Source organism: Pseudomonas pichavaramensis, from assembly GCF_050473265.1.
In the GTDB taxonomy this organism is placed as follows: domain Bacteria; phylum Pseudomonadota; class Gammaproteobacteria; order Pseudomonadales; family Pseudomonadaceae; genus Aquipseudomonas.
The window spans coordinates 51,537-72,178 of the sequence record NZ_JBJKFJ010000004.1 but is presented as its reverse complement, the minus strand read 5'-3'; the positions used below and the strand labels follow the sequence as shown (position 1 = coordinate 72,178).

21 protein-coding genes and 1 other RNA gene are annotated in these 20,642 nt (G+C 61.8%); 6 read left to right on the top strand and 16 right to left on the bottom strand.

Annotated elements, in window-relative coordinates:
• Positions 1-5: 5 nt before the first annotated feature.
• Positions 6-1,295 (bottom strand): NAD(P)/FAD-dependent oxidoreductase, encoded by a 1,290-nt coding sequence (locus ACJRW5_RS07985; protein ID WP_484569995.1) that lies wholly within the window; start codon positions 1,293-1,295, stop codon positions 6-8.
• A gap of 79 nt (positions 1,296-1,374) precedes the next feature.
• Complete coding sequence (locus ACJRW5_RS07980) at positions 1,375-1,674, bottom strand: antibiotic biosynthesis monooxygenase (RefSeq protein WP_484569994.1); 300 nt, start codon at positions 1,672-1,674, stop codon at positions 1,375-1,377.
• A 490-nt stretch (positions 1,675-2,164) separates the two neighbouring features.
• Between ACJRW5_RS07980 and ACJRW5_RS07975 the strand changes: the two genes are divergently transcribed.
• Positions 2,165-3,112 (top strand): AraC family transcriptional regulator, encoded by a 948-nt coding sequence (locus ACJRW5_RS07975; RefSeq protein ID WP_484569993.1) that lies wholly within the window; start codon positions 2,165-2,167, stop codon positions 3,110-3,112.
• Positions 3,113-3,200: 88 nt separating this feature from the next.
• Here the strand turns inward: ACJRW5_RS07975 and ACJRW5_RS07970 are convergent, their stop codons facing one another.
• The 5 genes from ACJRW5_RS07970 to dnaX form a co-directional block, all read right to left on the bottom strand.
• Complete coding sequence (locus tag ACJRW5_RS07970) at positions 3,201-4,349, bottom strand: acyl-CoA dehydrogenase family protein (protein ID WP_484569992.1); 1,149 nt, start codon at positions 4,347-4,349, stop codon at positions 3,201-3,203.
• Positions 4,350-4,414: 65 nt separating this feature from the next.
• Positions 4,415-4,987: an eCIS core domain-containing protein gene (locus ACJRW5_RS07965; RefSeq protein ID WP_484570262.1), complete on the bottom strand. Its 573-nt coding sequence runs from the start codon at positions 4,985-4,987 to the stop codon at positions 4,415-4,417.
• A gap of 28 nt (positions 4,988-5,015) precedes the next feature.
• Complete coding sequence (gene recR / locus ACJRW5_RS07960) at positions 5,016-5,615, bottom strand: recombination mediator RecR (protein ID WP_484569991.1); 600 nt, start codon at positions 5,613-5,615, stop codon at positions 5,016-5,018.
• Between the two features lie 241 nt (positions 5,616-5,856).
• Positions 5,857-6,183 carry a YbaB/EbfC family nucleoid-associated protein gene (locus ACJRW5_RS07955; protein WP_061239082.1) on the bottom strand — a complete coding sequence of 109 codons (327 nt, stop codon included), beginning with the start codon at positions 6,181-6,183 and terminating at the stop codon, positions 5,857-5,859.
• A gap of 25 nt (positions 6,184-6,208) precedes the next feature.
• Complete coding sequence (gene dnaX, locus ACJRW5_RS07950) at positions 6,209-8,344, bottom strand: DNA polymerase III subunit gamma/tau (protein WP_484569990.1); 2,136 nt, start codon at positions 8,342-8,344, stop codon at positions 6,209-6,211.
• A gap of 471 nt (positions 8,345-8,815) precedes the next feature.
• Here dnaX and ACJRW5_RS07945 point away from each other — a divergent pair, with 471 nt between their 5' ends.
• Together ACJRW5_RS07945 and ACJRW5_RS07940 are read left to right on the top strand one after the other, a co-directional pair.
• Positions 8,816-9,037 (top strand): hypothetical protein, encoded by a 222-nt coding sequence (locus tag ACJRW5_RS07945; protein WP_484569989.1) that lies wholly within the window; start codon positions 8,816-8,818, stop codon positions 9,035-9,037.
• Between the two features lie 53 nt (positions 9,038-9,090).
• Positions 9,091-9,378, top strand: coding sequence for a DUF3509 domain-containing protein (locus ACJRW5_RS07940; RefSeq protein WP_484569988.1), 288 nt, complete (start codon positions 9,091-9,093; stop codon positions 9,376-9,378).
• Between the two features lie 202 nt (positions 9,379-9,580).
• Here the strand turns inward: ACJRW5_RS07940 and ffs are convergent.
• Positions 9,581-9,677: signal recognition particle sRNA small type (gene ffs / locus ACJRW5_RS07935), an RNA gene on the bottom strand.
• 104 nt (positions 9,678-9,781) lie between these two features.
• Positions 9,782-11,335, bottom strand: coding sequence for a methyl-accepting chemotaxis protein (locus ACJRW5_RS07930; protein WP_484570261.1), 1,554 nt, complete (start codon positions 11,333-11,335; stop codon positions 9,782-9,784).
• A gap of 278 nt (positions 11,336-11,613) precedes the next feature.
• On the opposite strand from ACJRW5_RS07930, the gene ACJRW5_RS07925 reads away from it, so the two are divergent.
• Together ACJRW5_RS07925 and ACJRW5_RS07920 are read left to right on the top strand one after the other, a co-directional pair.
• The gene (locus ACJRW5_RS07925) at positions 11,614-13,206 is read left to right on the top strand and encodes an esterase/lipase family protein (protein WP_484569987.1); all 1,593 of its coding nucleotides are present in this window, start codon (positions 11,614-11,616) and stop codon (positions 13,204-13,206) included.
• Between the two features lie 137 nt (positions 13,207-13,343).
• Positions 13,344-13,622: an HU family DNA-binding protein gene (locus tag ACJRW5_RS07920; RefSeq protein WP_037054278.1), complete on the top strand. Its 279-nt coding sequence runs from the start codon at positions 13,344-13,346 to the stop codon at positions 13,620-13,622.
• Positions 13,623-13,667: 45 nt separating this feature from the next.
• On the opposite strand, the gene ACJRW5_RS07915 is transcribed toward ACJRW5_RS07920, so the two are convergent.
• From ACJRW5_RS07915 to arcD, 7 genes are all read right to left on the bottom strand, one after another.
• Complete coding sequence (locus tag ACJRW5_RS07915; RefSeq protein ID WP_484569986.1) at positions 13,668-13,961, bottom strand: copper-binding protein; 294 nt, start codon at positions 13,959-13,961, stop codon at positions 13,668-13,670.
• A 20-nt stretch (positions 13,962-13,981) separates the two neighbouring features.
• Entirely contained in the window at positions 13,982-14,479 is a 498-nt protein-coding gene (locus ACJRW5_RS07910) for a cupredoxin domain-containing protein (protein ID WP_484569985.1), read from the bottom strand.
• A 58-nt stretch (positions 14,480-14,537) separates the two neighbouring features.
• Entirely contained in the window at positions 14,538-15,950 is a 1,413-nt protein-coding gene (locus ACJRW5_RS07905; protein WP_484569984.1) for a multicopper oxidase family protein, read from the bottom strand.
• Positions 15,951-15,966: 16 nt separating this feature from the next.
• Positions 15,967-17,367 (bottom strand): TolC family protein, encoded by a 1,401-nt coding sequence (locus tag ACJRW5_RS07900; RefSeq protein ID WP_484569983.1) that lies wholly within the window; start codon positions 17,365-17,367, stop codon positions 15,967-15,969.
• Positions 17,354-17,653, bottom strand: coding sequence for a hypothetical protein (locus tag ACJRW5_RS07895; RefSeq protein WP_484569982.1), 300 nt, complete (start codon positions 17,651-17,653; stop codon positions 17,354-17,356). Before ACJRW5_RS07895 ends, ACJRW5_RS07900 begins: the two co-directional genes overlap by 14 nt.
• Positions 17,654-17,727: 74 nt before the next feature.
• Entirely contained in the window at positions 17,728-18,132 is a 405-nt protein-coding gene (locus tag ACJRW5_RS07890; RefSeq protein WP_484569981.1) for a hypothetical protein, read from the bottom strand.
• Between the two features lie 70 nt (positions 18,133-18,202).
• Positions 18,203-19,630 carry an arginine-ornithine antiporter gene (arcD, locus tag ACJRW5_RS07885; protein WP_484569980.1) on the bottom strand — a complete coding sequence of 476 codons (1,428 nt, stop codon included), beginning with the start codon at positions 19,628-19,630 and terminating at the stop codon, positions 18,203-18,205.
• Positions 19,631-19,898: 268 nt separating this feature from the next.
• Here arcD and ACJRW5_RS07880 point away from each other — a divergent pair, with 268 nt between their 5' ends.
• Positions 19,899-20,585: a hydrolase gene (locus ACJRW5_RS07880; RefSeq protein WP_484569979.1), complete on the top strand. Its 687-nt coding sequence runs from the start codon at positions 19,899-19,901 to the stop codon at positions 20,583-20,585.
• Positions 20,586-20,642 lie beyond the last annotated feature (57 nt).

Below are 20,642 nucleotides of genomic sequence, written 5' to 3'. Positions count from 1 at the left end.
CCATTTCAGAAGCTGTCTCTCAGTCGGTACCAGGCCTTGCCGATGGCCTCGAGCGGTGCAGCCAGGCGTTCGCCAAAAGGGAAATCGGGATTGCTCAGCTGCCGGTACAGCGCCAGCTCATCCTCGTTGCCAAGGATGGCGTCGCTCACTGCCCGTGCCGCAGCCAGGGTCGGCAGCACGCCATGACCGGAGAAGCCCTGCATCCAGTAACGGCCACTCTCACCGCCTATGTCCGGCGTGCGTGCGCGCGTCACGTCAATGTGGCCGCCCCAGGCGAAGTCGATGGCCACGCCGGACAGCTGCGGGAATACACGTTCAAGAAAGGGCCGGGTCGCTGCCACCATGTCCTTTGGCAGGCCGCCCAGATAGGTGCAGCCACCGCCGAACAGCAGGCGGTGATCCGGCGTGCGGCGGAAGTAATCGAGGACGAACTGGTTGTCGGTCACACAGGTATTGCGCGGCAACAAGGCTTCGGCGAGCTCCGCCCCCAGCGGCTCGGTGGCGACCTGATAGGTGCCGACCGGCAGAATGCGCCGTGCCAGGCGTGGTTCCAGGTTGTCGATATAGGCGTTGCAGGCCAGCACCAGATTGTCAGCCTGCACGCTGCCCTGCGCGGTGTGCACCCGATAGCCGCCATCACAGGCGTCCTGGCGCAGCGCGCGGCTCTGCTCGAAGATCTGCCCGCCGGCGCGGACGAAGGCCTCGGCCAGACCGATTGCCAGTTTGAGCGGGTTGAGATGCCCGCCTTCGGGGTCGTATAGCCCGGCCTGATAACGCTCGCTGGCGATCCAATCCGGCATCTGCTCGCGGGAGACGAACTGCAGCGTGCGATGCCCCCATTTGCTCGCAGCCTCCTCCTGCCATTGATGCAGGTGCGCCACGCGTCGGGGCAGCACAGCCGTCCACAGATGACCACGCTGGTAATCACAGTCGAAACCTTCGCGCGGCGGCAACTCGCGCAGCTCGTTCGCGGCCCAGGCCATGCCGTCCCACAGACGCCGGGCGCGCTCGATGCCAAGGGCCTGTTCCAGCGGAGGCATGTCGCACGACCAGCCCAGGATCGCCTGCCCACCATTGCGCCCAGAGGCCGCCCAGGCCACCCGACTGGCTTCCAGCACGATGACCCGCAAGCCCGCGCTGGCCAGGCGCAGCGCGGTGTGCAGGCCACTGAAGCCCGCGCCAACCACCGCTACATCGCACCGCAAGTTACCCTGCAGAACCGGCTGATGCGTCAGCCTATCCCCACAACTATGGGCGTAGTAGCTGTCAACGTGCTCACTGGCGTGGCAAAACATAGACGACTTATGAAATTTAAAATAATTAATTTCATGAAAATCTATAGATATAAATTCACGAAGGCAAGCCAGGAGACAATCAGGCGACTTGTTGCTGCAATTCCATTGCACACTCGAGATGGGTGAAAAGCCCCTCTGCTATAGCTTGCGCGAACACCTGGCGCAGGCCCTCACTACCCAGAAAGGCATCTCGTGCAGCCGCCGAGCGCCAGTGCCCCTCCACCTCCCAGGTCAGCGAGTCGCCATGCCGCGGAGAGACCCGCAGGCCATGGCAACCGGGAATATCACGACCGATGTCATCAAGCCGGGCCAGACACTGTCCCAACCGGACGGAACGGTCGTGACGGGCGCGAACGGTCATACGGTGAACGATGCTCATGGCAACCTCCGGAAACTGGATCAAGACATAGCGGCAGCATCAAGCTGCCAAGCAATGGGCGATGCGTCGGGCCCCTCGAAAGCATCATCGCCGGCCCAAGCGTCTAGCCAGGCTGTAGCAAGAAGTAGCAGCACCAGAGGTACGATCAGCCATCTGCCGAGCATAGCGGTGCACCTCATGAACAGGTGAAGCAACATCGAGCGGGCGACATCGTCAAAGCACGCCCCATGAGGACATAAGGCGCAACACGATGACTGCAAAGGTTAATTGCCAGGTCATCGCATCGTTAGTCGATTAATGGCAAGTTATTGCCTAAAACTGCACCATCCGATACGAGCTCAGTTATCGAAATAAACGGTGAGAACCTTTTGAAATACTCTGTATCACTGGCTATTTGCCCATTACTGGCAAATATTTGCCTAATCCTGCCACCCCTCATGACTTGCCTGAAAAACCTGGCTAGGCTTCGCTGACTTTCTGGAGGCGCGCCATGCAGTCACCCATCCATAACGCCACGACACTAGACACTCCCCTCGCCGAACTCAGCCACGAAATGGCGCGTCTCGTTGAGCGTTTCGTACCCGAAGATGGCCTGCATCTCACCGCCATTCCTGGGCTGAAGCTCGCCCGGGCGACAACGCCTAGCCTGCCAATGCAGACGGTCTACGACCCATGCCTGTGCATCATCGCTCAGGGGCGCAAGGAAATACGTCTGGGAGAAGAGCTGTACGTCTACGACCCGCTGAACTACCTGGTGGCATCCGTAATGCTACCGGTCACCGGTCGTGTTATCGAAGCCAGTCGGGAAGCCCCCTACCTGAGCCTGGCACTGGAGATCGACCCGGCACTGATCAGCAGCCTGCTTACCGAAATGCCGCCAATCCCCGCGCCCGACGCGGCCTCACAGCGCGCGCTGTTTCTCGACCGCCTCGACCCGAGATTGCTGGACGCGGTGATCCGCTTGCTGCGCCTGCTGGAAACGCCCCGGGATATCGCCATGCTGGCACCGCTGGCAATACGCGAGATCTTTTATCGCATGCTGCTCAGCCCACAGGGTCATCGCCTACACGAAGTGATAGTCGCTGACAGTCAGAGCCAGCGCATTTCCCGGGCTATCGAGTGGCTACGCAAGAACTTCGACCAACCCCTGCGTATCGAAGAACTGGCCCGCGAGGTCAACCTGAGCCCATCGACCCTGCATCACCGTTTCAAGGCCGTCACTGCTTTCAGCCCGCTGCAATATCAGAAGCAACTGCGCCTTCAGGAGGCTCGTCGGCTGATGCTTTGTGACAACCTGGAAGCGGCTGCAGCCAGCTATCGCGTGGGTTACGAGAGCCCCTCGCAATTCAGCCGCGAGTACAGCCGCCTGTTCGGTGAGCCGCCACAGCGTGACATCGCCCGCCTACGCCAGGCGGCGCAGAATCAGCAAGCCTCCTGATCAGCGATTTCCGTGGGAGGCGCTTCAGCGGCGAGCTTTTTCGTCTCGTGTAGGCTGATCGCGGCTGAAGCCCCTCCCACGCCAGCAGCTACAACCCCATCTGCTTGGCGATGATTTCATTCATGATCTCGCGAGTGCCACCGCCAATGGAAAGAATGCGGTTGTCGCGATACAGGCGCTCGACCAGGGATTCACGCATGTATCCCATGCCTCCCAGGATCTGCACCGCATCATAGGTGAGGCGGTCGGCAATATCGGTGGCGAAGTTCTTGGCCATGGAAACCTCCTTGACCACACTCCTGCCGGCCGCCATCTGCGCCGCCTGGCGATAGGTGAACTCGCGGGATACTTCCAGCTGAGTGGCCATCTCGGCCAGGCGATGCTTGAGCACCTGGAACTTGCCCACCGGTTTGCCGAACGCCTGACGCTCGCGAGCCCACTTCATCGACTCATCCAGAGCCAGCTGCGCCGTCATGTTGGCCATTATCGCCAGGCTCAGGCGCTCACTCTGGAAATTGGCCATGATGCAGGCGAAACCGGCGTTCTCTGCGCCGATCAGGTTCTCCACTGGCACCTTGCAGTCGTCGAAGAACAGCTCGGCGGTATCCGACGCCCACCAGCCCATCTTCTTCAGTTTGCGGCCGACGCTGAACCCCGGCGTACCCTTCTCGACCAGCAGCAGACTGACACCACCAAAACCCTCGCCGCCAGTACGAACCGCGACGGTGTAAAAGTCGGCACGAACGCCGCTGGTGATGAAGGTCTTGCTGCCGCTGATGCGGTAGTGATCACCCTCACGCACTGCGCGCGTCTTCAGGCTGGCCACATCCGAACCACCGGACGGCTCGGTGACCGCCAGCGCCATGATTTTCTCTCCAGCCAGCACCTGCGGCACCACGCGCTCGCGAATCTCCGGCCTGGCCCACTTGAGCACTGGCGGCAGGCCGATATCCAGGGAGCCAAGCCCCGCCACCAACCCACCCGAACCGCAGCGCATCAGCTCCTCGCTGGCCGCCACCTTGGCGAATACGTCACCTTCGTGGCTGCCGCCATACTGCTCGGGATAACCGATGCCGAGAATGCCCGCCGCACCCGCCTTGAGATACAACTCACGGGGGAACTCTTCGGCCTCCTCCCATTCGTCAATATGAGGCAGGATCTCACGCTCGACGAAGCGTCGAACGGAATCGCGAATCAATTGGTGGGACTCATCGAAATACGACGGAGCGGCGGCCATGCGGGTACTCCCGTTATTGTTTTGGCCACCCTAACCTAGCGCTTGCTTGGTTTACAAGCGAACACCTATTGCTGCTCGCGCAGAACGCCTCTAACCCGTGCCTGCATCTCGTAAGCCGGACCCTCAACCGCCTGGAAGTCACGGGTGTAACGCTGGGCGAACCCAGCGCTGCCCCACTCGCGATATTGCTGTACATGCCAGAGCTCGTGCGCCCAGAGCGCGGCATCACTGGCGGCGGCATCGGCATCGCGGAACACCACCACATCGATCAGGGTGACCGCCTGCACGTCCGGGTTCTGCAGCATGACGGTAGCGGCGTCCATCTCGTCGGTGATACCCACCCGATAACGCACTTCGTCGAGCAGCACATCGTCATAGAAGGATGCCAGCTGCACGCGAATCATCAGGGGAATGGGTTCAGTTCCGCTCCGCAGCGCGGCCTGTCGTGACTGCAACAACCAGGCTTCGAGGCGGGCGGCAGCCAGGTTGAGGCCATCTTCTCGCATGCGTACAGGGTCGGGGACGCACAAACAGGAGGCACCAAGACAGACCGGGACTTGCCCGACCGGGCATTGTGAAGCCTGGCCGGCAGCGGACATCAGCAGCAGAGGCAGCAAAGCGATACGGCTGACGCGCATGGGCATAGCGAATCGTATGGGTGATGACTTAGAAGGTGATTGGACGTCTGCCAGCCAAGGCATGCGCCAGAGTCCCACCATCGACCAGCTCCAGCTCGCCACCAAGCGGCATACCGTGGGCGATGCGTGAAGCCAGCAGGCCCTTGCCGGCAAGGATCTGAGCGATGTAATGCGCCGTGGCCTCACCTTCCACGGTGGGGTTGGTGGCCAGGATCACCTCGGCAAAACCGCCAGCGTCGATACGTTCGAGCAATTCGGGAATGCCAATGGCTTCAGGGCCAAGGCCATCGAGTGGTGACAGATGCCCCTTGAGCACGAAGTAACGGCCGCGATAACCGGTGTGTTCCACCGCATACACGTCCATCGGCCCCTCCACCACGCACAACAGGCTGTCATCGCGGCGCTCGTCCGAGCACAACTGGCAGATTTCGTCCTCGCTCAGGCTGCGGCAGCGCTTGCAGTGCCCGACACCTACCATCGCGGCACTGAGCGCCTGCGCCAAGCGCTGACCACCACTGCGATCACGCTCGAGCAGCTGCAGCGCCATGCGCTGCGCAGTCTTCTGCCCGACACCGGGCAGGATGCGCAGGGAGTCGATCAACTGGCGAATCAGAGGGCTGAAGCTCATGGCGTTCCTACAGGTTGATGCCCGGACAAGCTCCGGGAAACGGGACAGATAACACGCCCGGATTGCATCCAGGCTACGCGCTTAAAGTCGCGCACACTCAACGCCACCCTGTCGAGGGGGCGACCAGACAGTATGCAGCACAAGGCGCGAAAGGCCCCGAGCACCGGAGTTTACGTCTGTAAATGAGGATGCTCGGGGCCTTTCGCAACGCCGTAATGCGTGCCGGCTGGGCGTCACATGCTCAGAAAGGCATTTTGAAGCCGGGGGGAAGCTGCATGCCTGCCGTCATGCCAGACATCTTCTCCTGGCTGTTCTGCTCGACCTTGCGCACGGCGTCATTGACCGCTGCAGCGATCAGGTCTTCCAGCACTTCCTTGTCTTCCTGCATCAGGCTGTCGTCCAGGCTGATACGTTTGACGTCGTGACGACCGGTCATCACCACACTGACCAGGCCGGCGCCAGACTGGCCGGTCACCTCGGCATTGGCCAGCTCTTCCTGCATTTTCTGCATTTTTTCCTGCATCTGCTGAGCCTGTTTCATCAGGCCTGCCATGCCACCTTTCATCATGTCGGTATCCTCGGTGTTCGCGGGGTTAACTGGGAGTATCGATAGGCTCGATGCTGTCGTCGCGCACTTTGGCGGCGAACTGCTGAATCATCTGTTGCACCAGCGGGTCGGCCTGGATAGAAGCCTCGGCACTGCGCTGACGCTCGGCACGGCGACGGGCTGCTGCCTGGGCCGGCGTTTCCTGCTCGGGCTTGCGCAGCTCGATACGCAACTTGATGCTGCGTCCCTGCTGCTGATTCAAGGCATCGTTGAGACGACGCTGCTGGGTCGGATTGAACAACGCACTGTGCGCTGGGTCCAGGTGCAGCAGCCAGTCATCGCCATTGGCCTCGATCAACGTGCAGTTGGCCGCGATGCTGCCAGTCATACCGCCAAGGCCAAGCTGCGGGAACAGTGCCAACCATTCCGCCGCCAGACCAGTAGCGGGCTTGGCCGCTGGCAACGGTTCCTCGACCACAGGTGCTTCAGCTTCGGCCTGACCAAAATCGTAGTCGAGCGTTTCGGCGTCCATCTCGACGTAGTCATAATCACCGGGCGGCGGCTCGTCGTCGCCACCCTCAGCATCCACCTCTGCCTGGACGATCTCATTGACCAGCGGCGCTGCTGCCTCAGGTACAGCGGCTTCCACGACGTTTGCGTTTGCTTCGGGCGCCGGCGCGACCTCCGGCAGAGCAGGTGCAACGGCAGGCTCCGCCGACTTGGCAGTCTCCCAAGGCACATCGACAACGGCCGCAGAAGCCACTGATGCCTCTGGCTCTGGCTCTGGCTCTGGCTCTGGCTCTGGCTCTGGCTCTGGCGACAGGCTGGCAACCGGCGCTACAGAAGCGTCAACAGTTTGGGCAGGCGCACTTGCAACTGCCTCGACGGCAGTTGGTGCGGCGGCAGTTGGTGCGGCGGCACTTGCTGCAACGGCAGCCGGCGCCACAGGCGCAGGAGTGGCCTCGGTGACCGCGGCAGCGGGAGCGGAAACGACAGGAGCCGGCATAGCGGTGCCGGCCACTGGGTTCGGTTGGGGATCAGCAGTGGCCTGGCTGATCCCCAAGGGCTTTAGCACGACCTTGGGCGCATCGTCCGCCCCCGCCGGGCGGAAGGCCAACATGCGCAGCAGGACCATTTCGAAGCCGCCGCGCGGCTCAGGTGCCAGCGGCAGGTCGCGACGGCCGATCAGGCCCATCTGGTAATAGAACTGCACATCCTCGGCGGGCAGCGCCTGGGCCAGTTGCAGCACCCGCTCGCGATCACCCTGACCGTTGTCCACCGCATCCGGCAGCGCCTGGGCAATCGCCACGCGGTGCAGCACGTTGAGTATTTCCGCCAGCACGCCATTCCAGTCCGGCCCTTGCTCGGCCAGGTGGCGCACGGCCTCGATCAATGCCTTCGCATCACCCTCGATCAGCGCATGCAGCACGCCATAGACCTGGCCATGATCCAGCGTACCGAGCATCGCCCGCACATCGGCGGCCAGCACCTTGCCCTCGCCGAAGGCAATCGCCTGATCGGTAAGGCTCATGGCATCGCGCATCGAGCCATCGGCGGCGCGACCGAGCAGCCACAGGGCGTCGCTCTCGAACGGCACGCTCTCGGCAGTCAGTACATGACTGAGATGCTCGACCACCCGCTCCGGCGGCATGTTCTTCAGCGAGAATTGCAGGCAGCGCGACAGCACGGTAACCGGCAGCTTCTGCGGGTCGGTGGTGGCGAGGAGGAATTTCACATGGGGTGGCGGCTCTTCCAGCGTCTTCAGCAAGGCGTTGAAGGAGCTGGTGGAGAGCATATGCACTTCGTCGATCAGGTAGACCTTGAAGCGCCCGCGGGTCGGCGAGTACTGCACGTTGTCGAGCAGCTCGCGGGTGTCCTCGACCTTGGTGCGGCTCGCGGCGTCCACTTCGATCAGGTCGACGAAGCGCCCCTCGTCGATCTCCCGGCACACCGAGCAGGTGCCGCAGGGCGTGGAGCTGATGCCGGTTTCACAGTTCAGGCACTTGGCGATGATCCGCGCGATGGTGGTCTTGCCCACGCCGCGCGTGCCGGTGAACAGGTACGCATGATGCAGGCGCTGGCTATCCAGGGCGTTGATCAGGGCTTTGAGCACATGGGTCTGGCCGACCATTTCGCGGAACGAGCGCGGACGCCATTTACGTGCAAGAACCTGATAACTCATGGAAAACCGTCATGTGAGGAAAGCAAAAGTGGGCTAATCCTAGCGGAGCAACCAGCAAATTGCATCCGCCAACGGAGCACCTGAAAAGCGCGCGCACCCGGCTGAGAAACAGCTCTGTTCATTTCTTGCACAATACAGTATGATTCGCGCCGTTCGTACCAAGCTGTAAGTCATTCAGGCCCTTGCGCCTCCTCCTGGTTTCCCGGTTCAACGTCTAGCGCGTCCCTGCGCTGCCGCCCTCCCCGATCCCATCTGCTGACTGATCAGGCCGACTCGCCACTCATCCTGTATTGGCGCTGTTTCTCTGCCTGCCTCCGACGTACTGACCACGCCGAAGAACCGTAACAATGGAACTTTATCGTGTTAATCAAGCTCCGATCGGTTGATTGCTAAGGCCGCTTTTCGGCCAACCCTATGGAGCGACAAAACGCGCAACGAAGCGCACAAGTTTTAAAGGAAACACTTAGAAAAATGCATACTCAACATCAAATTCAGAAAGCCATCAGCACGCTGACTCATGCTTTTGCCCCTTTCGACTGCCGCATTCAGGCAACCCGCAAAGGCAGCTTCAGCTTCACTCTGGTAGACAAGACCGGTATTGCCCAGTACAGCCAGCGCCTGTACCCCGGCCAATACGGCGATGAGTCGCTGCAAGAAGTGATCGAACGTACCCGTCAATCACTTGTAGCCTGAACCAATCCCCCATCCAGCGGTCAAAACTGGCCAACCTCAGGATGGAGTAGGACATGGAACTCAATAACCAACAGCTCGTCGATCACCTGTTCAACCCGCTTCGTGCCAGCTTCAGCTCACCTCGGCCGGACGGCAGCATCATCCTCGCCTTGCACGACGAGAGCGACAGCACCGTGTACAGCCGCGTCCTGGCGAAGCCACAGCTCGACGACCAAGACGCCTTCGCCCAGAGCCTGGAAGAAATTCGTCTGGAGCTGGCCGTACGCGCCGGCAACATCCCAGCCGACCTGCGCAAAACCCTGAAAGAGCAGGACAGCGTGCTGAACTACCGCATCGCCTGAGTTCACCAGAACCACGAAAGCCCGCCGCCCGAGCGGGCTTTTTTATGGCCGCCCCCTGACAGCCAGTCTTCACGCCGCTGCCGCACAACGTTAAACATGACTCCCGACTATTTTTATAGCGCGCAGGAGCAATCCGCCGCTATGGGCAGAAAATCGATATGAAAATGAGGAAGTGGCGAAAGCCCGGGAAACTGGAGGTGGACCCTACCAGCCACACCCCGGCACTCGATGTCACCGCTGCGGCTGCTCCCTTCCGGGCCTGACCGGGTTCACGGCTGATCAATGCGAGGGGACCGGCAGGGCCACCATAACGCTGCCCGCCATTGCGACGGGCCGCGCCATTGTAACGACTAAACGCAAAGTTACAACCGCTTCAATCACTTAGATGCATCAAGCGGCCGTTTCACACACGAAAACGCCCTACCAACTGCGCCAGACCATGGGACAACTCGGACAGGTGCTGGCTGGCGCGCGTGCTTTGCTCCGAGGTTTGTGCCGCCTCGTTGGACAGGTCACGAATATCACTGATGTTGCGCGCGATCTCTTCGGTGACGCTGCTCTGCTCTTCGCAGGCCGTGGCAATTTGCGCGGCCATGTCGTTGATGCGCTGCACCGAATCCCCCGTTACGCTCAAGGCCTGATCCACACCGGCGGCCTGCTCGACACTCTGCCGCGCTCTTGTGCTACCTGAATGGGTTGCCTTGACAGCGTTCTGCACACCGGCCTGCAAGCGCTCGATCATCTGCTGGATGTCCTTGGTGGACTCCTGAGTACGTGCGGCCAGCGCCCGCACCTCATCGGCGACCACCGCGAACCCTCGCCCCTGCTCACCTGCACGAGCCGCCTCGATGGCGGCATTGAGTGCCAGCAGGTTGGTCTGCTCGGCAATACCCTTGATCACCGCCAGCACCGCGCCGATGTTGGCGGTCTCCTGCTCCAGGGTCTGGATGGTGTCGGAGGCGCTCTCCACTTCCTGGGCCAGCTGGCGAATCGAATGAATGGTCGCACCGACCACCTCAGCCCCTTCACGCGACTGCACCTCGGCGTGACGCGCTGCATCGGCGGCATTCTGCGCGTTGCGCGCCACTTCATGCACCGCCGCGCTCATTTCCGTGGCCGCGGTGCTGACCTGATCCACCGCGGCATGCTCACTGCTGATCAGTCGGTCATTGGCGGCAGCCATGCCTGCCAGACTCTTGGCGGAATCCGCGACCTCACCGGTGACGCGCCCTACTTCCTTGATCAAGGGCTGCAGCTTGTCGAGAAAGCGATTAAAGGCATGACTGAGCTTGCCCAGTTCATCCTTGGTCAGCACATCAAGACGCACTCGCAGATCGCCATCACCATCGGCAATCTGTTCGATTCGATAGAGCAGACTGTGCAGCGGTTTGGTGACCAGTAGAGGAAAACCAACCACCAGCACCAGACACACCGCCAACCCTACGGCAATGATCACGCCTTGCTGCCAGGTCAGTGCCTCGCCGTGAGCGATGGCAGCCGTACCGACCGCATTGGCGGCGCTGTCTTCCAACTCGCCCAGCTTGTCGATGGCACTGCGCGCCTCCTCGAATTGCGCCTCGCTGTCGCCGAAGCTCAGCACGCTAGCGGCATCCGGATCGTTGACGGAGAGTTCAAGCACGCGCAGCGATGTCGCCTTCCAGCGCTCGAAACCACGGTCGAAGTCCGCCACCAGCGCCAGCGCCTCGCTGCCCGGCTGCATATCGGCGAACGCGTGCACGCGATCATAGGCCTGCTGCAGGTTCTCGCTGTGCGATTCGCGCAGTTGCGCGGCGTGGTTGCCAGAGTCTTCATCCAGCAGACTGCGCTCGGCCACGAAAGCCTGATAGAGATCACGATCGGCGTTGAGCAACAGACTGATTGCCGGCAGATGACGCTTGGTCAGCGTCGTGCTCGATTCTGCCACCTGATAGATACCGCGTACGCCCAGCACACCCATGGTGATCAGCAGCGCGGCCAACAACAGGATGGGCAAGGCAATTTTCCAGCGGAAGCCGAGATCAGCGAATGCGCGCAGCATAATGGCACTCCAACATTAGGCATGTCTCAATAGCTTAGTCGACCCTCGCGAGGCCGCCGCCTGAGTACACAAAAAGCCCTGGTGAAGCGACCTACTGAGCTAGCCTTGAGCAAAACACCCCAGCGCAACTCGTCGCATCCCGCAGTCAGGCCCTGATGAGCAGTCCCGAGGCACGCGCAAGCCCCTGAGGAGCAGCCATGGCCAATGCAAACAGCCCTTTTCACCCGATCATCTATGTCCGCGGCTATGCCATGACGCCCGGAGAGATCGACCAGACCAGCGCCGATCCCTTCTGCGGTTTCAACCTGGGCTCCACCGTCTACCGTGCGGTGGCGGAAAAGACACGACAACCGCGCAAGTTCGTCTTCGAATCACCGGTGATCCGGTTGGCGTCGGAGTTCGGTTATCAGGACGTTTACGAGGAGGGATACGACATCCTCGATCCGGAATGGGCAGCCAACTCGGACAATCGTCTAGCAAGCCGCTCGATCATTGTCTACCGCTACTACGACGAAGCCTCGCGCCTGCTCGGTATTGGCAGCACGCCGAGCCTCGAGGTTTTTGCCAGCAAACTCGGCGAGCTGATTCTCAAGGTGCGTGAGCTGATTTGCGCCAACCCGAAGAATGCCATCACCCGGAACGACTTCCGCTGCTATCTGGTGGCTCACTCCATGGGCGGTCTGGTGTGTCGTGGCCTGTTGCAGAACCCGAAACTGGATCCGGGCGGTGCAGCCAGGCTGGTGGACAAGGTCTTCACCTATGCCACACCACACAACGGCATCGACCTGCTGGGCATCAACCCACCAAGCTGGTTGAGCCCCGGCGATATCAGCAACTTCAATCGCCAGCGACTTGCCTCTTTTCTCGACCTGGAGGCCAACTACAAGCTCACCGACCGGGTCGACTGGCTGCCCGAAGCGCGTTTTCCTTCCGATCGTTTCTTCTGCATGGTCGGCACCAACCGCACAGACTACGAAGCAGGCCTGGGCCTTTCCCGCACCTTTGCCGGCCATGGCAGCGATGGTCTGGTGCGTATCGACAACGCCACCCTGTGCGGCCTGGATGCCAACGGAAAGCCTGCAGCACCCTGCGCCAAGGCCTTTGCATACCGATCCCACTCCGGCTATTTCGGCATCGTCAACAGCGAAGAGGCCTACCAGAACCTGACACGTTTCCTGTTTGGCGATGTTCGCGTGGACGTCTGGGCCGAAGTCGATGCCATCACCCTGCCCAAGGAACTGCGCAAAGCCGAGCGCGAGGGACAAGCGGTCAACGCCCTGTATCAGTTCGAAGTCCTCGCGGCCCCACGCGGCAAACTCTGGTACCTGAGCCGGCGTACCGCAGAAGAGGACTCGGTGGCCTGCCTGGCTCATCAACATTGGCTCAAGGCGCCCGAGCAGAACGGCAAGTTGTATCTGGGCAGTCTGTTTCTTGCTGATCGCGCCAGGGTCAACAGCAGACGCAAAGGGCTGGCCTACACCCTGACCTTCAACGTGCGGGTGCCGGACTATGAGGTGGAGCGCAAACTCTGGGTCAATCAGCATTTCGAGGGCAGCTATCTGTTCCGCAACAGCCTCGTTCTGGAAATCACCCCGCCCACCAACGATAGTGGCTGGAAGGTCAGCCACGCCTGGCAGAACCAAGGCGTGCACAGCGCCGATGAGCTGCTCGACGGCCAACAGCGCGGCGACGGCAGCCTGCAGGCCGAGATACCGTTCGACAGCGCCAGCGAACCCGGGATACGCGGCAGGCTGCGTTTTTTCATCTCACACTGGAACAACGCCGCATGATGCGACACTAAGCCCTATCGGAAGTGTCTGCCACAGCACTCCCGGGCTGTACCTTTTGTGCTAGTTTCCCCTCGTTCTCGGCTGCCGCGGGAATAACCGATGCCGCCGAACCTATTACCTGCAAACGGAGTTACATCATGGCAATCACCAAAGACCAACTGATCAGCGACCTGGCCGAGGCCGTTTCCCTGCCCAAGGCCACTGTCCGCACACTGATCGATCAGTTGGGCGAAATTGTCGGCGACGCCCTGGAAAACGACGGTGAGATCACCCTTCCGGGCATCGGCAAACTGAAGGTGAGCGAGCGCCCGGCGCGCACCGGCCGCAACCCGCAAACCGGCAAGAGCATCGAGATCGCTGCCAAGAAGGTGGTCAAACTGGTGCCGGCCAAGGCCCTGAGCGACGCCCTGAACTGAGTGTCTGCCGGCCCGCAACGCGATGTTCGGGCCGGCCTTCCCTGTTTACTTCACTCTGTGCAACTCGGTAACGACATAGCGGCTACCTTGTTGTTCGACCTGAAAGCTCACCTTCTCACCTGCCGCAACACCTTCCAGCAATTGCGCTTCAGCCACCTCGAACACCATGGTCATCGGCGGCATGCCGACACTGGCGATGGGGCCATGACGCAAGGTGATTTTCTGGGCAGCAACATCCACCTTGCGCACCTCGCCCTGACTCAGCGGCGCCGGCTCGGCGGCCTGCAGCGGCCAACTGAACATGGCGGCCAGCGACGCGATCATCAATCTGTTGTTCATGCTTGCTCTCCTTTCGCGAGTCATTCGGCCAGCACCTGTATGCGGCCCGTCATACCGGCCTGGTAATGGCCAGCGATCAGGCAGGCAAAATCGAATTCGCCTGCGCGGTTGAAGGTCCAGACCATTTCACCACTCTGCCCAGGTGCAACATGCGCCATATAAGGCTCGTCATGCTGCATGCCGGGGAACCTGGCCATCATCTCGGCATGCTCTTTCAGCGTGGCCTGGGTACCAAGGACGAACTCGTGAAGCACCTGCCCAGCGTTATGCTGGACGAAGCGAATGGTCTCGCCCTGCCGGACCTGCAGGTTGTCCGGCGTGAAGCGCATCTGGTCGCTCATGCTGATCTCGATGGTGCGATCGACTTTCGTCGCCTCTCCGGCGATTCCCCAGGGCATCTGCTCCATGAGCATTGGCATCGAATGCGCCATGTGCTCCTCGCTGTGCGCCAGTGCTGCCGGGCTGCTCAATGCGCTGCCCAATGTCAGGGCCAGCGCCAGAAACGTCTGTTTATTCATCTCAGAACTTCCTCGATAGGTATTAGGGCCGGGCCACGCTCGGCAGCCCGGTGTCGTTTCAATGGCCGGCATGCCCGCCGGGTTTGCGCACCTGCACTTCAACCGCTGTCTCAATCGGCTGCTTGAGCGACATCGACTGCCCTCCGCCATCATGCGAGCGAGGCGCGGCCGCAAGCGCTCCCTTCCATTCGTACGCCACGGTGCCTGACGGGTGCTTGAACCAGCCAGGATCGCGGTAATCACCCGCCGTCTGCTCTTTGCGCACCTTGAGCACGGTGAACATGCCGCCCATCTCCACCGAGCCGAAGGGCCCGTCACCGGTCATCATCGGCACGGTGTTGTCCGGCAAGGGCATCTGCATCTCGGCCATGTCAGCCATGCCGCGTTCGCCCATCACCATGTAGTCGGGGACCAGCTTGGCGATCTTGCGAGTCATGTCGCTGTGATCGACACCGACCAGTGTCGGCAAGTCGTGACCCATGGCATTCATGGTGTGGTGGCTCTTGTGGCAATGCAGCGCCCAGTCGCCCTCTTCATCGGCGATGAACTCCACCTGGCGCATTTGCCCTACCGCCACGTCGGTGGTCACTTCAGGCCAGCGCGCGCCAACCGGCGTCGGCCCACCATCGGTACCGGTCACCTCGAACTCGTGCCCGTGCAGGTGGATCGGATGGTTGGTCATGGTCAGGTTGCCGACACGCAGGCGCACCCGGTCGCCCTGACGCGCCACCAGCGGATCGATACCGGGGAACACGCGGCTGTTGAAGGTCCACAGATTGAAGTCGAGCATCTGCATGATCTTCGGCGTGTAGGCGCCGGGTTCGATGTCGTAGGCGTTGAGCAGGAAGCAATAGTCGCGATCCACCTCGCTGATCAGCGGGTGATGCGCTTTGGGATGGGTGACCCAGAAGCCCATCATGCCCATGGCCATTTGCACCATTTCATCGGCGTGCGGGTGGTACATGAAGGTGCCGGGACGGCGCGCGACAAATTCGTAAACGAAGGTTTTGCCCACCGGAATCGCCGGCTGGGTCAGCCCCGAAACGCCGTCCATGCCATTGGGCAGGCGCTGACCATGCCAATGAATGCTGGTGTGCTCAGGCAACTTGTTGGTGACGAAGATACGCACCCGGTCCCCCTCCACCACCTCGATGGTCGGCCCCGGCGACTGACCGTTGTAGCCCCACAGATGCGCCTTGTAACCGGGCGCCAGTTCGCGCACCACAGGTTCGGCAACAAGGTGGAACTCCTTGACGCCGTTGTTCATGCGCCAGGGCAGCGTCCAGCCATTGAGAGTCACCACCGGGTTGTACGGGCGCCCATTGCTCGGCTGCAGCGGCGGCTGGGTATCGGCACTGGCTTGCAGCACCGGCTCGGGCAAGGCAGCCAGCGACACCCGGCTGACCGCCGAACTGGCCACCGCGGCGCCGATGGCACTGGCACCGAGAAAGAAATCACGTCGTGAAACCATGTCAGCAGATCCTTGTTCAGTGGCCACCAGCGGCCGGCTCGGTACTGGCCGCTGACGCGGCGACGAGCGAGGGATTGGGGGCGCCCAGCAGGGCCATGTCGAGATCGGCGCGCGCCAGCCAGAAATCGCGTTGCGCCTGCATGGACGCATCCACCGCCTGCACCTGGCGGCGCGCATCGGCGAGCAGTTCGAAGGTGCTGATGAACATGCCGTTGTAGCGCAGCAGGTTTTCCTCAGCCATGCGCTGACGCAGCGGCAGCACCTCGACGCGATAATGACGCGCCAGTTCGAAGGCATTGCGATAGGTCTGGTAAGCCTCGCGCACTTGTGAGCGGGCGTTGATCGCCGTCTCGGCGGCGCGATTGAGCGCCTGACGATACTGCGCCTCGGCCCGTGCCACCTTGGCCCCGCTCCAATCGAACAACGGCAGCTCGACGCTGATCTCGTAACCGCGCTGGGTGGGTTCCTCGTTGGAGCGGTTGTTCAGCACGCCAAGCTCCAGCACGTTGATGAAGCGCGTGGTGCGGGTCAGGCCGAGGTTCTGTGCCAGACGCTGGGCATCCAGGCGCATGGACTGGATGTCCTGGCGCTGGCTCATGGCCAGACGCTCGACATCCGGCAGTTCGTCAGCCGCCTCCGGCAACTGCGGCAGGCGTTCAGGCAGGCGATAGGCGATCTGTTCGCCCCACAGACCGAACAGCCGGGTCAGACGCTCACGACTGGCCACCCGAGCCTGTTCGGCCCGCAACAACGCGATACCGGCCTCGGCATAGAACGTCTGCTGCTCGGCCTGCTGCAGCTTGCTGAAATTGCCCACCGCCGCCAGGCGCCGAGCCAGTTCGGCAGCGGCTTCGGCAGCCTCCAGCACTTGCCGCGCATAAACCAGGCTCTCCTCGGCGGCCACCGCCTGATACCAGGCCTTTCGCGTCTCGCTGGCAAGCTCGTATACCGCCAGGCTGGTGCGGCGCTGCAACTGCTCGAAACGCCGGCCTTCGAGGCGCGAGGTCATCGGCAAGGTAATCATGCGCGCCAGGTTCAGGTGCAGACCGCGCTCGTACTCAACCTCGCTGCCCTTTTCCAGACGGCCGTATGAGAAACCGGGATTGGGCAGGCGCCCGGCCTGCACGCGCTCGGCTTCGCCGATGCCCAACTCGTCGAACGCAGCCTGCAGACCGCGATTGTTGAGCAGCGCCAGCTGGATAGCGGCGTCCAGGCTCAGAGGCTCGGCCAGCAACTCGGCGACGCGCGCATCGATCTGGCTGCGCCCGGCCTGATCACGCGCCCAGAGCAGTTGCTTGTCCAGCTGGCGCTCGGCGCCTTGCTGCACCGGAGCAAAAGCGCCGTCCTCGCTGAAGCTGGCACAGCCGGCCAGAGCCGCCAGGACGCAGAGCAACGTCAGGGGCCTAATGATGCTCATGACCACCTCCCATCGCAGGCTCGACACCCTGCTCGGCTGGCTGCTCCCAGCCCTCCATGCTGTAGGTACGCCAGCCGCCGATACGGCCAACCTCTTCATTGGCTGCACGCCAGTCCTGCAGGGTTTCGTCGCGTTGCCCGCGATAGTCGTTCAGTGGCGACTGGTAATCCTGCGCTGGCACGGCAGCCTCGGCATCCAGTGGGTCGGACTGGACGGCCGGCAGAGCGCTGGGCAGAGCCAGGGCAACGACGCCCAGCCACCACCCGGCATTCGGATGAAACTTCATGATGTGTTCTCGCATAGGGCGGCCAGGCGGCCGCATGAGCTACAGGCGCCGGTCTACAGCGCTACCTTGGGGGCTCAGGCGAGAAAGAAACGCGGGGGACGTTCGGGCGTGTCAGCAACGCCCAGGACAAGACGCTCGGGCCAGGCCAGTGCCGGCTCGATGGTTTGCACAATGGAATGATTCAGAAATGGCTCGCTGGGAGCAGCGACACCGACGCAGAACGCGCACAGGTTACAGAAACCACTATCACCGCCGGTATCACTGGCCGTGACGGTCATGCCGTGATGCTCAGAACCAGCGTTATCGGCTGCGGCCATGCCATGGCCCATGCCGTGCTCGGCGTGCTCGCCGGGGCTCATCTGCAACGCACTGCTGCTGTGGACCTGCTGGCAAAGTTGCATGCCAAGCGCCGCCATGGCCTGTGCCGGCAAAGCCAGCATCAGCATCCAGATAAGGGCGGTCCGCAGGGACTTGCGCATAGCGGTCATCAAGCCAAGGTTACGAAGCAATGGTCGGAAATTATCCTCAAGCTGAGTACGTTGTCCAGTGCTACAGGCTGAGATAGCCAGCGTACAAGCCATAACCCGCGAGCAGCGCGGTCAACGCCACGGCCGTGAATATCAGCCATTCGTAGCGCCTGAACAGGCGTTCGCCCCGTTCGTGCTTGGCCTGGTAGAAAAGCAGCACGCCAGGGGCATACAACAGGGCAGAAAGCAGCAGGTACTTCACGCCCCCGGCGTACAACAGCCAGATGGCATAGAGAGTGGCCAGCAAACCGACCAGTAGATCCTTGCGCCGCAAGCCGACTTGCCTGTCATAGGTCTCGCCACGCCAGACCAGCAGCAGCGCGTAAACCGACGACCACAGGTAAGGCACCAGAATCATCGACGAGGCCAGATAGATCAGCGACAGATAGGTGCCCTGCGCAAACAGGATGATCACCAGGAACAGCTGGATCATCGTGTTGGTCAGCCATAGCGCATTGACCGGTACCCGATTGGCATTCTCCCGGCTCAGAAATGCGGGCATGGTGCCATCCCTGGCCGAGACGAAGAGAATCTCCGCGCACAGCAGCGCCCAGGACAGCAATGCGCCAAGCAGCGAAATCGCAAGGCCGACACTGATGAACAGCGCTCCCCAGCGCCCCACCACATGTTCCAGCACGCCGGCCATCGACGGGTTCTGCAAGGCGGCCAGTTCGGGCTGGCTCATCACGCCCAGCGACAACAAATTGACCAGCATCAGCAACGCCAGCACACCGAGAAAGCCGATCACCGTAGCCTTGCCGACATCGCTGCGCTTCTCGGCACGCGATGAATAGACACTGGCCCCCTCGATGCCGATGAACACGAACACGGTGACCAGCATCATGTTGCGCACCTGCTCCAGGACGCCGCCGAACTGCGGGTTGCTGCGCCCCCAGATGTCGCGCGTGAAAATGTCGCGGTCAAACGCCACAGCGACGATGACGATGAACAGCACGATTGGCACCAACTTGGCCACGGTGGTGATCAGGTTGATCAGCGCGGCCTCCCTGATACCGCGCAGCACCAGGGCATGCACGCACCACAGCAACACGGAAGCGCAAGCGATTGCCAAGGGCGTATTGCCCTCGCCGAAGGCCGGGAAGAAATAACCCAGCGTCGAGAACAGCAAAACGAAGTAACCGACATTGCCCAACCAGGCGCTGATCCAGTAACCCCAGGCGGAAGAGAAGCCCATGTAATCGCCAAGGCCCGCCTTGGCGTAGACGTACACGCCGCCGTCCAGCTCCGGCTTGCGGTTAGCCAGATTCTGGAATACGAAGGCCAGCGCCAGCATGCCTACAGCGGTGATCACCCAGCCGATCAGCACCGCACCGACATCGGCCCGCGCGGCAATATTCTGGGGTAGGGAAAAGATGCCACCCCCGACCATCGAACCCACGACCACTGCGGTCAGCGACCCCAGGCCCAGCTTGTGGCCATCCCTTGCCATGCACACCTCCTCAGACATACCGCCATCACTCTAGCAGCCTGACGCCATCGCACGGCCGTGAGAAGTCCGCTCGCTCCGCCTGGCCTGTATTCGACACATCACCACCGCCAACGGCTCAAGAATGGCTGCAGGTTTCACAGCCCTATACCAGAACCGCAGTTCCATCCAATTCTGCGCGTAGCTGCTCTGCAATAGTGCTCCGGCCTACCCGACGGCAACGACCGAAGGGATACGTATAACGACTACCGCCCACCGACAGGTAACCGCTATGAGCAATCCAAAAACCGAAGTTCTGACCCCGCACAACAGCCAGCTGATCTTCATCGACCAGCAACCGCAGATGGCCTTCGGCGTACAGAGCATCGACCGGCAGACCCTGAAGAACAACACCGTGGGTCTGGCCAAGGCGGCGAAGATCTTCAACGTCCCGACCATCATCACCACGGTCGAGACCGAGAGCTTCTCCGGCCACACCTACCCCGAGCTGCTTGCCGTATTCCCTGACGCGCCGCTGCTCGAGCGCACCTCGATGAACTCCTGGGATGACCAGAAGGTACGCGACGCGCTGAAGAAGAACGGCCGCAACAAGATCATCGTCTCCGGCCTGTGGACCGAGGTGTGCAACACCACCTTCGCCCTGTCCGCCATGCACGATGCAGGCTACGAGATCTACATGGTCGCCGACGCGTCCGGCGGTACTTCGCAGGCCGCACATGACTACTCCATGCAGCGCATGATCCAGGCCGGCGTGGTGCCAGTGACCTGGCAGCAGGTGCTGCTGGAATGGCAGCGCGACTGGAAGAACCGCGACACCTACGACGCCGTCATGGCCCTGGTCAAGGAACACTCCGGTGCCTACGGCATGGGCGTCGACTATTGCTACACCATGGTCCACAAGGCGCCAGAGCGTGTAGAACACGGCCCGACCCTGGCGCCAGTCGCCGCGCCCATCTGAGCAGATGACGGACGAGCGACGCTCAACCCGACCAGCGTCGCGCATCAGTGCGCGCCG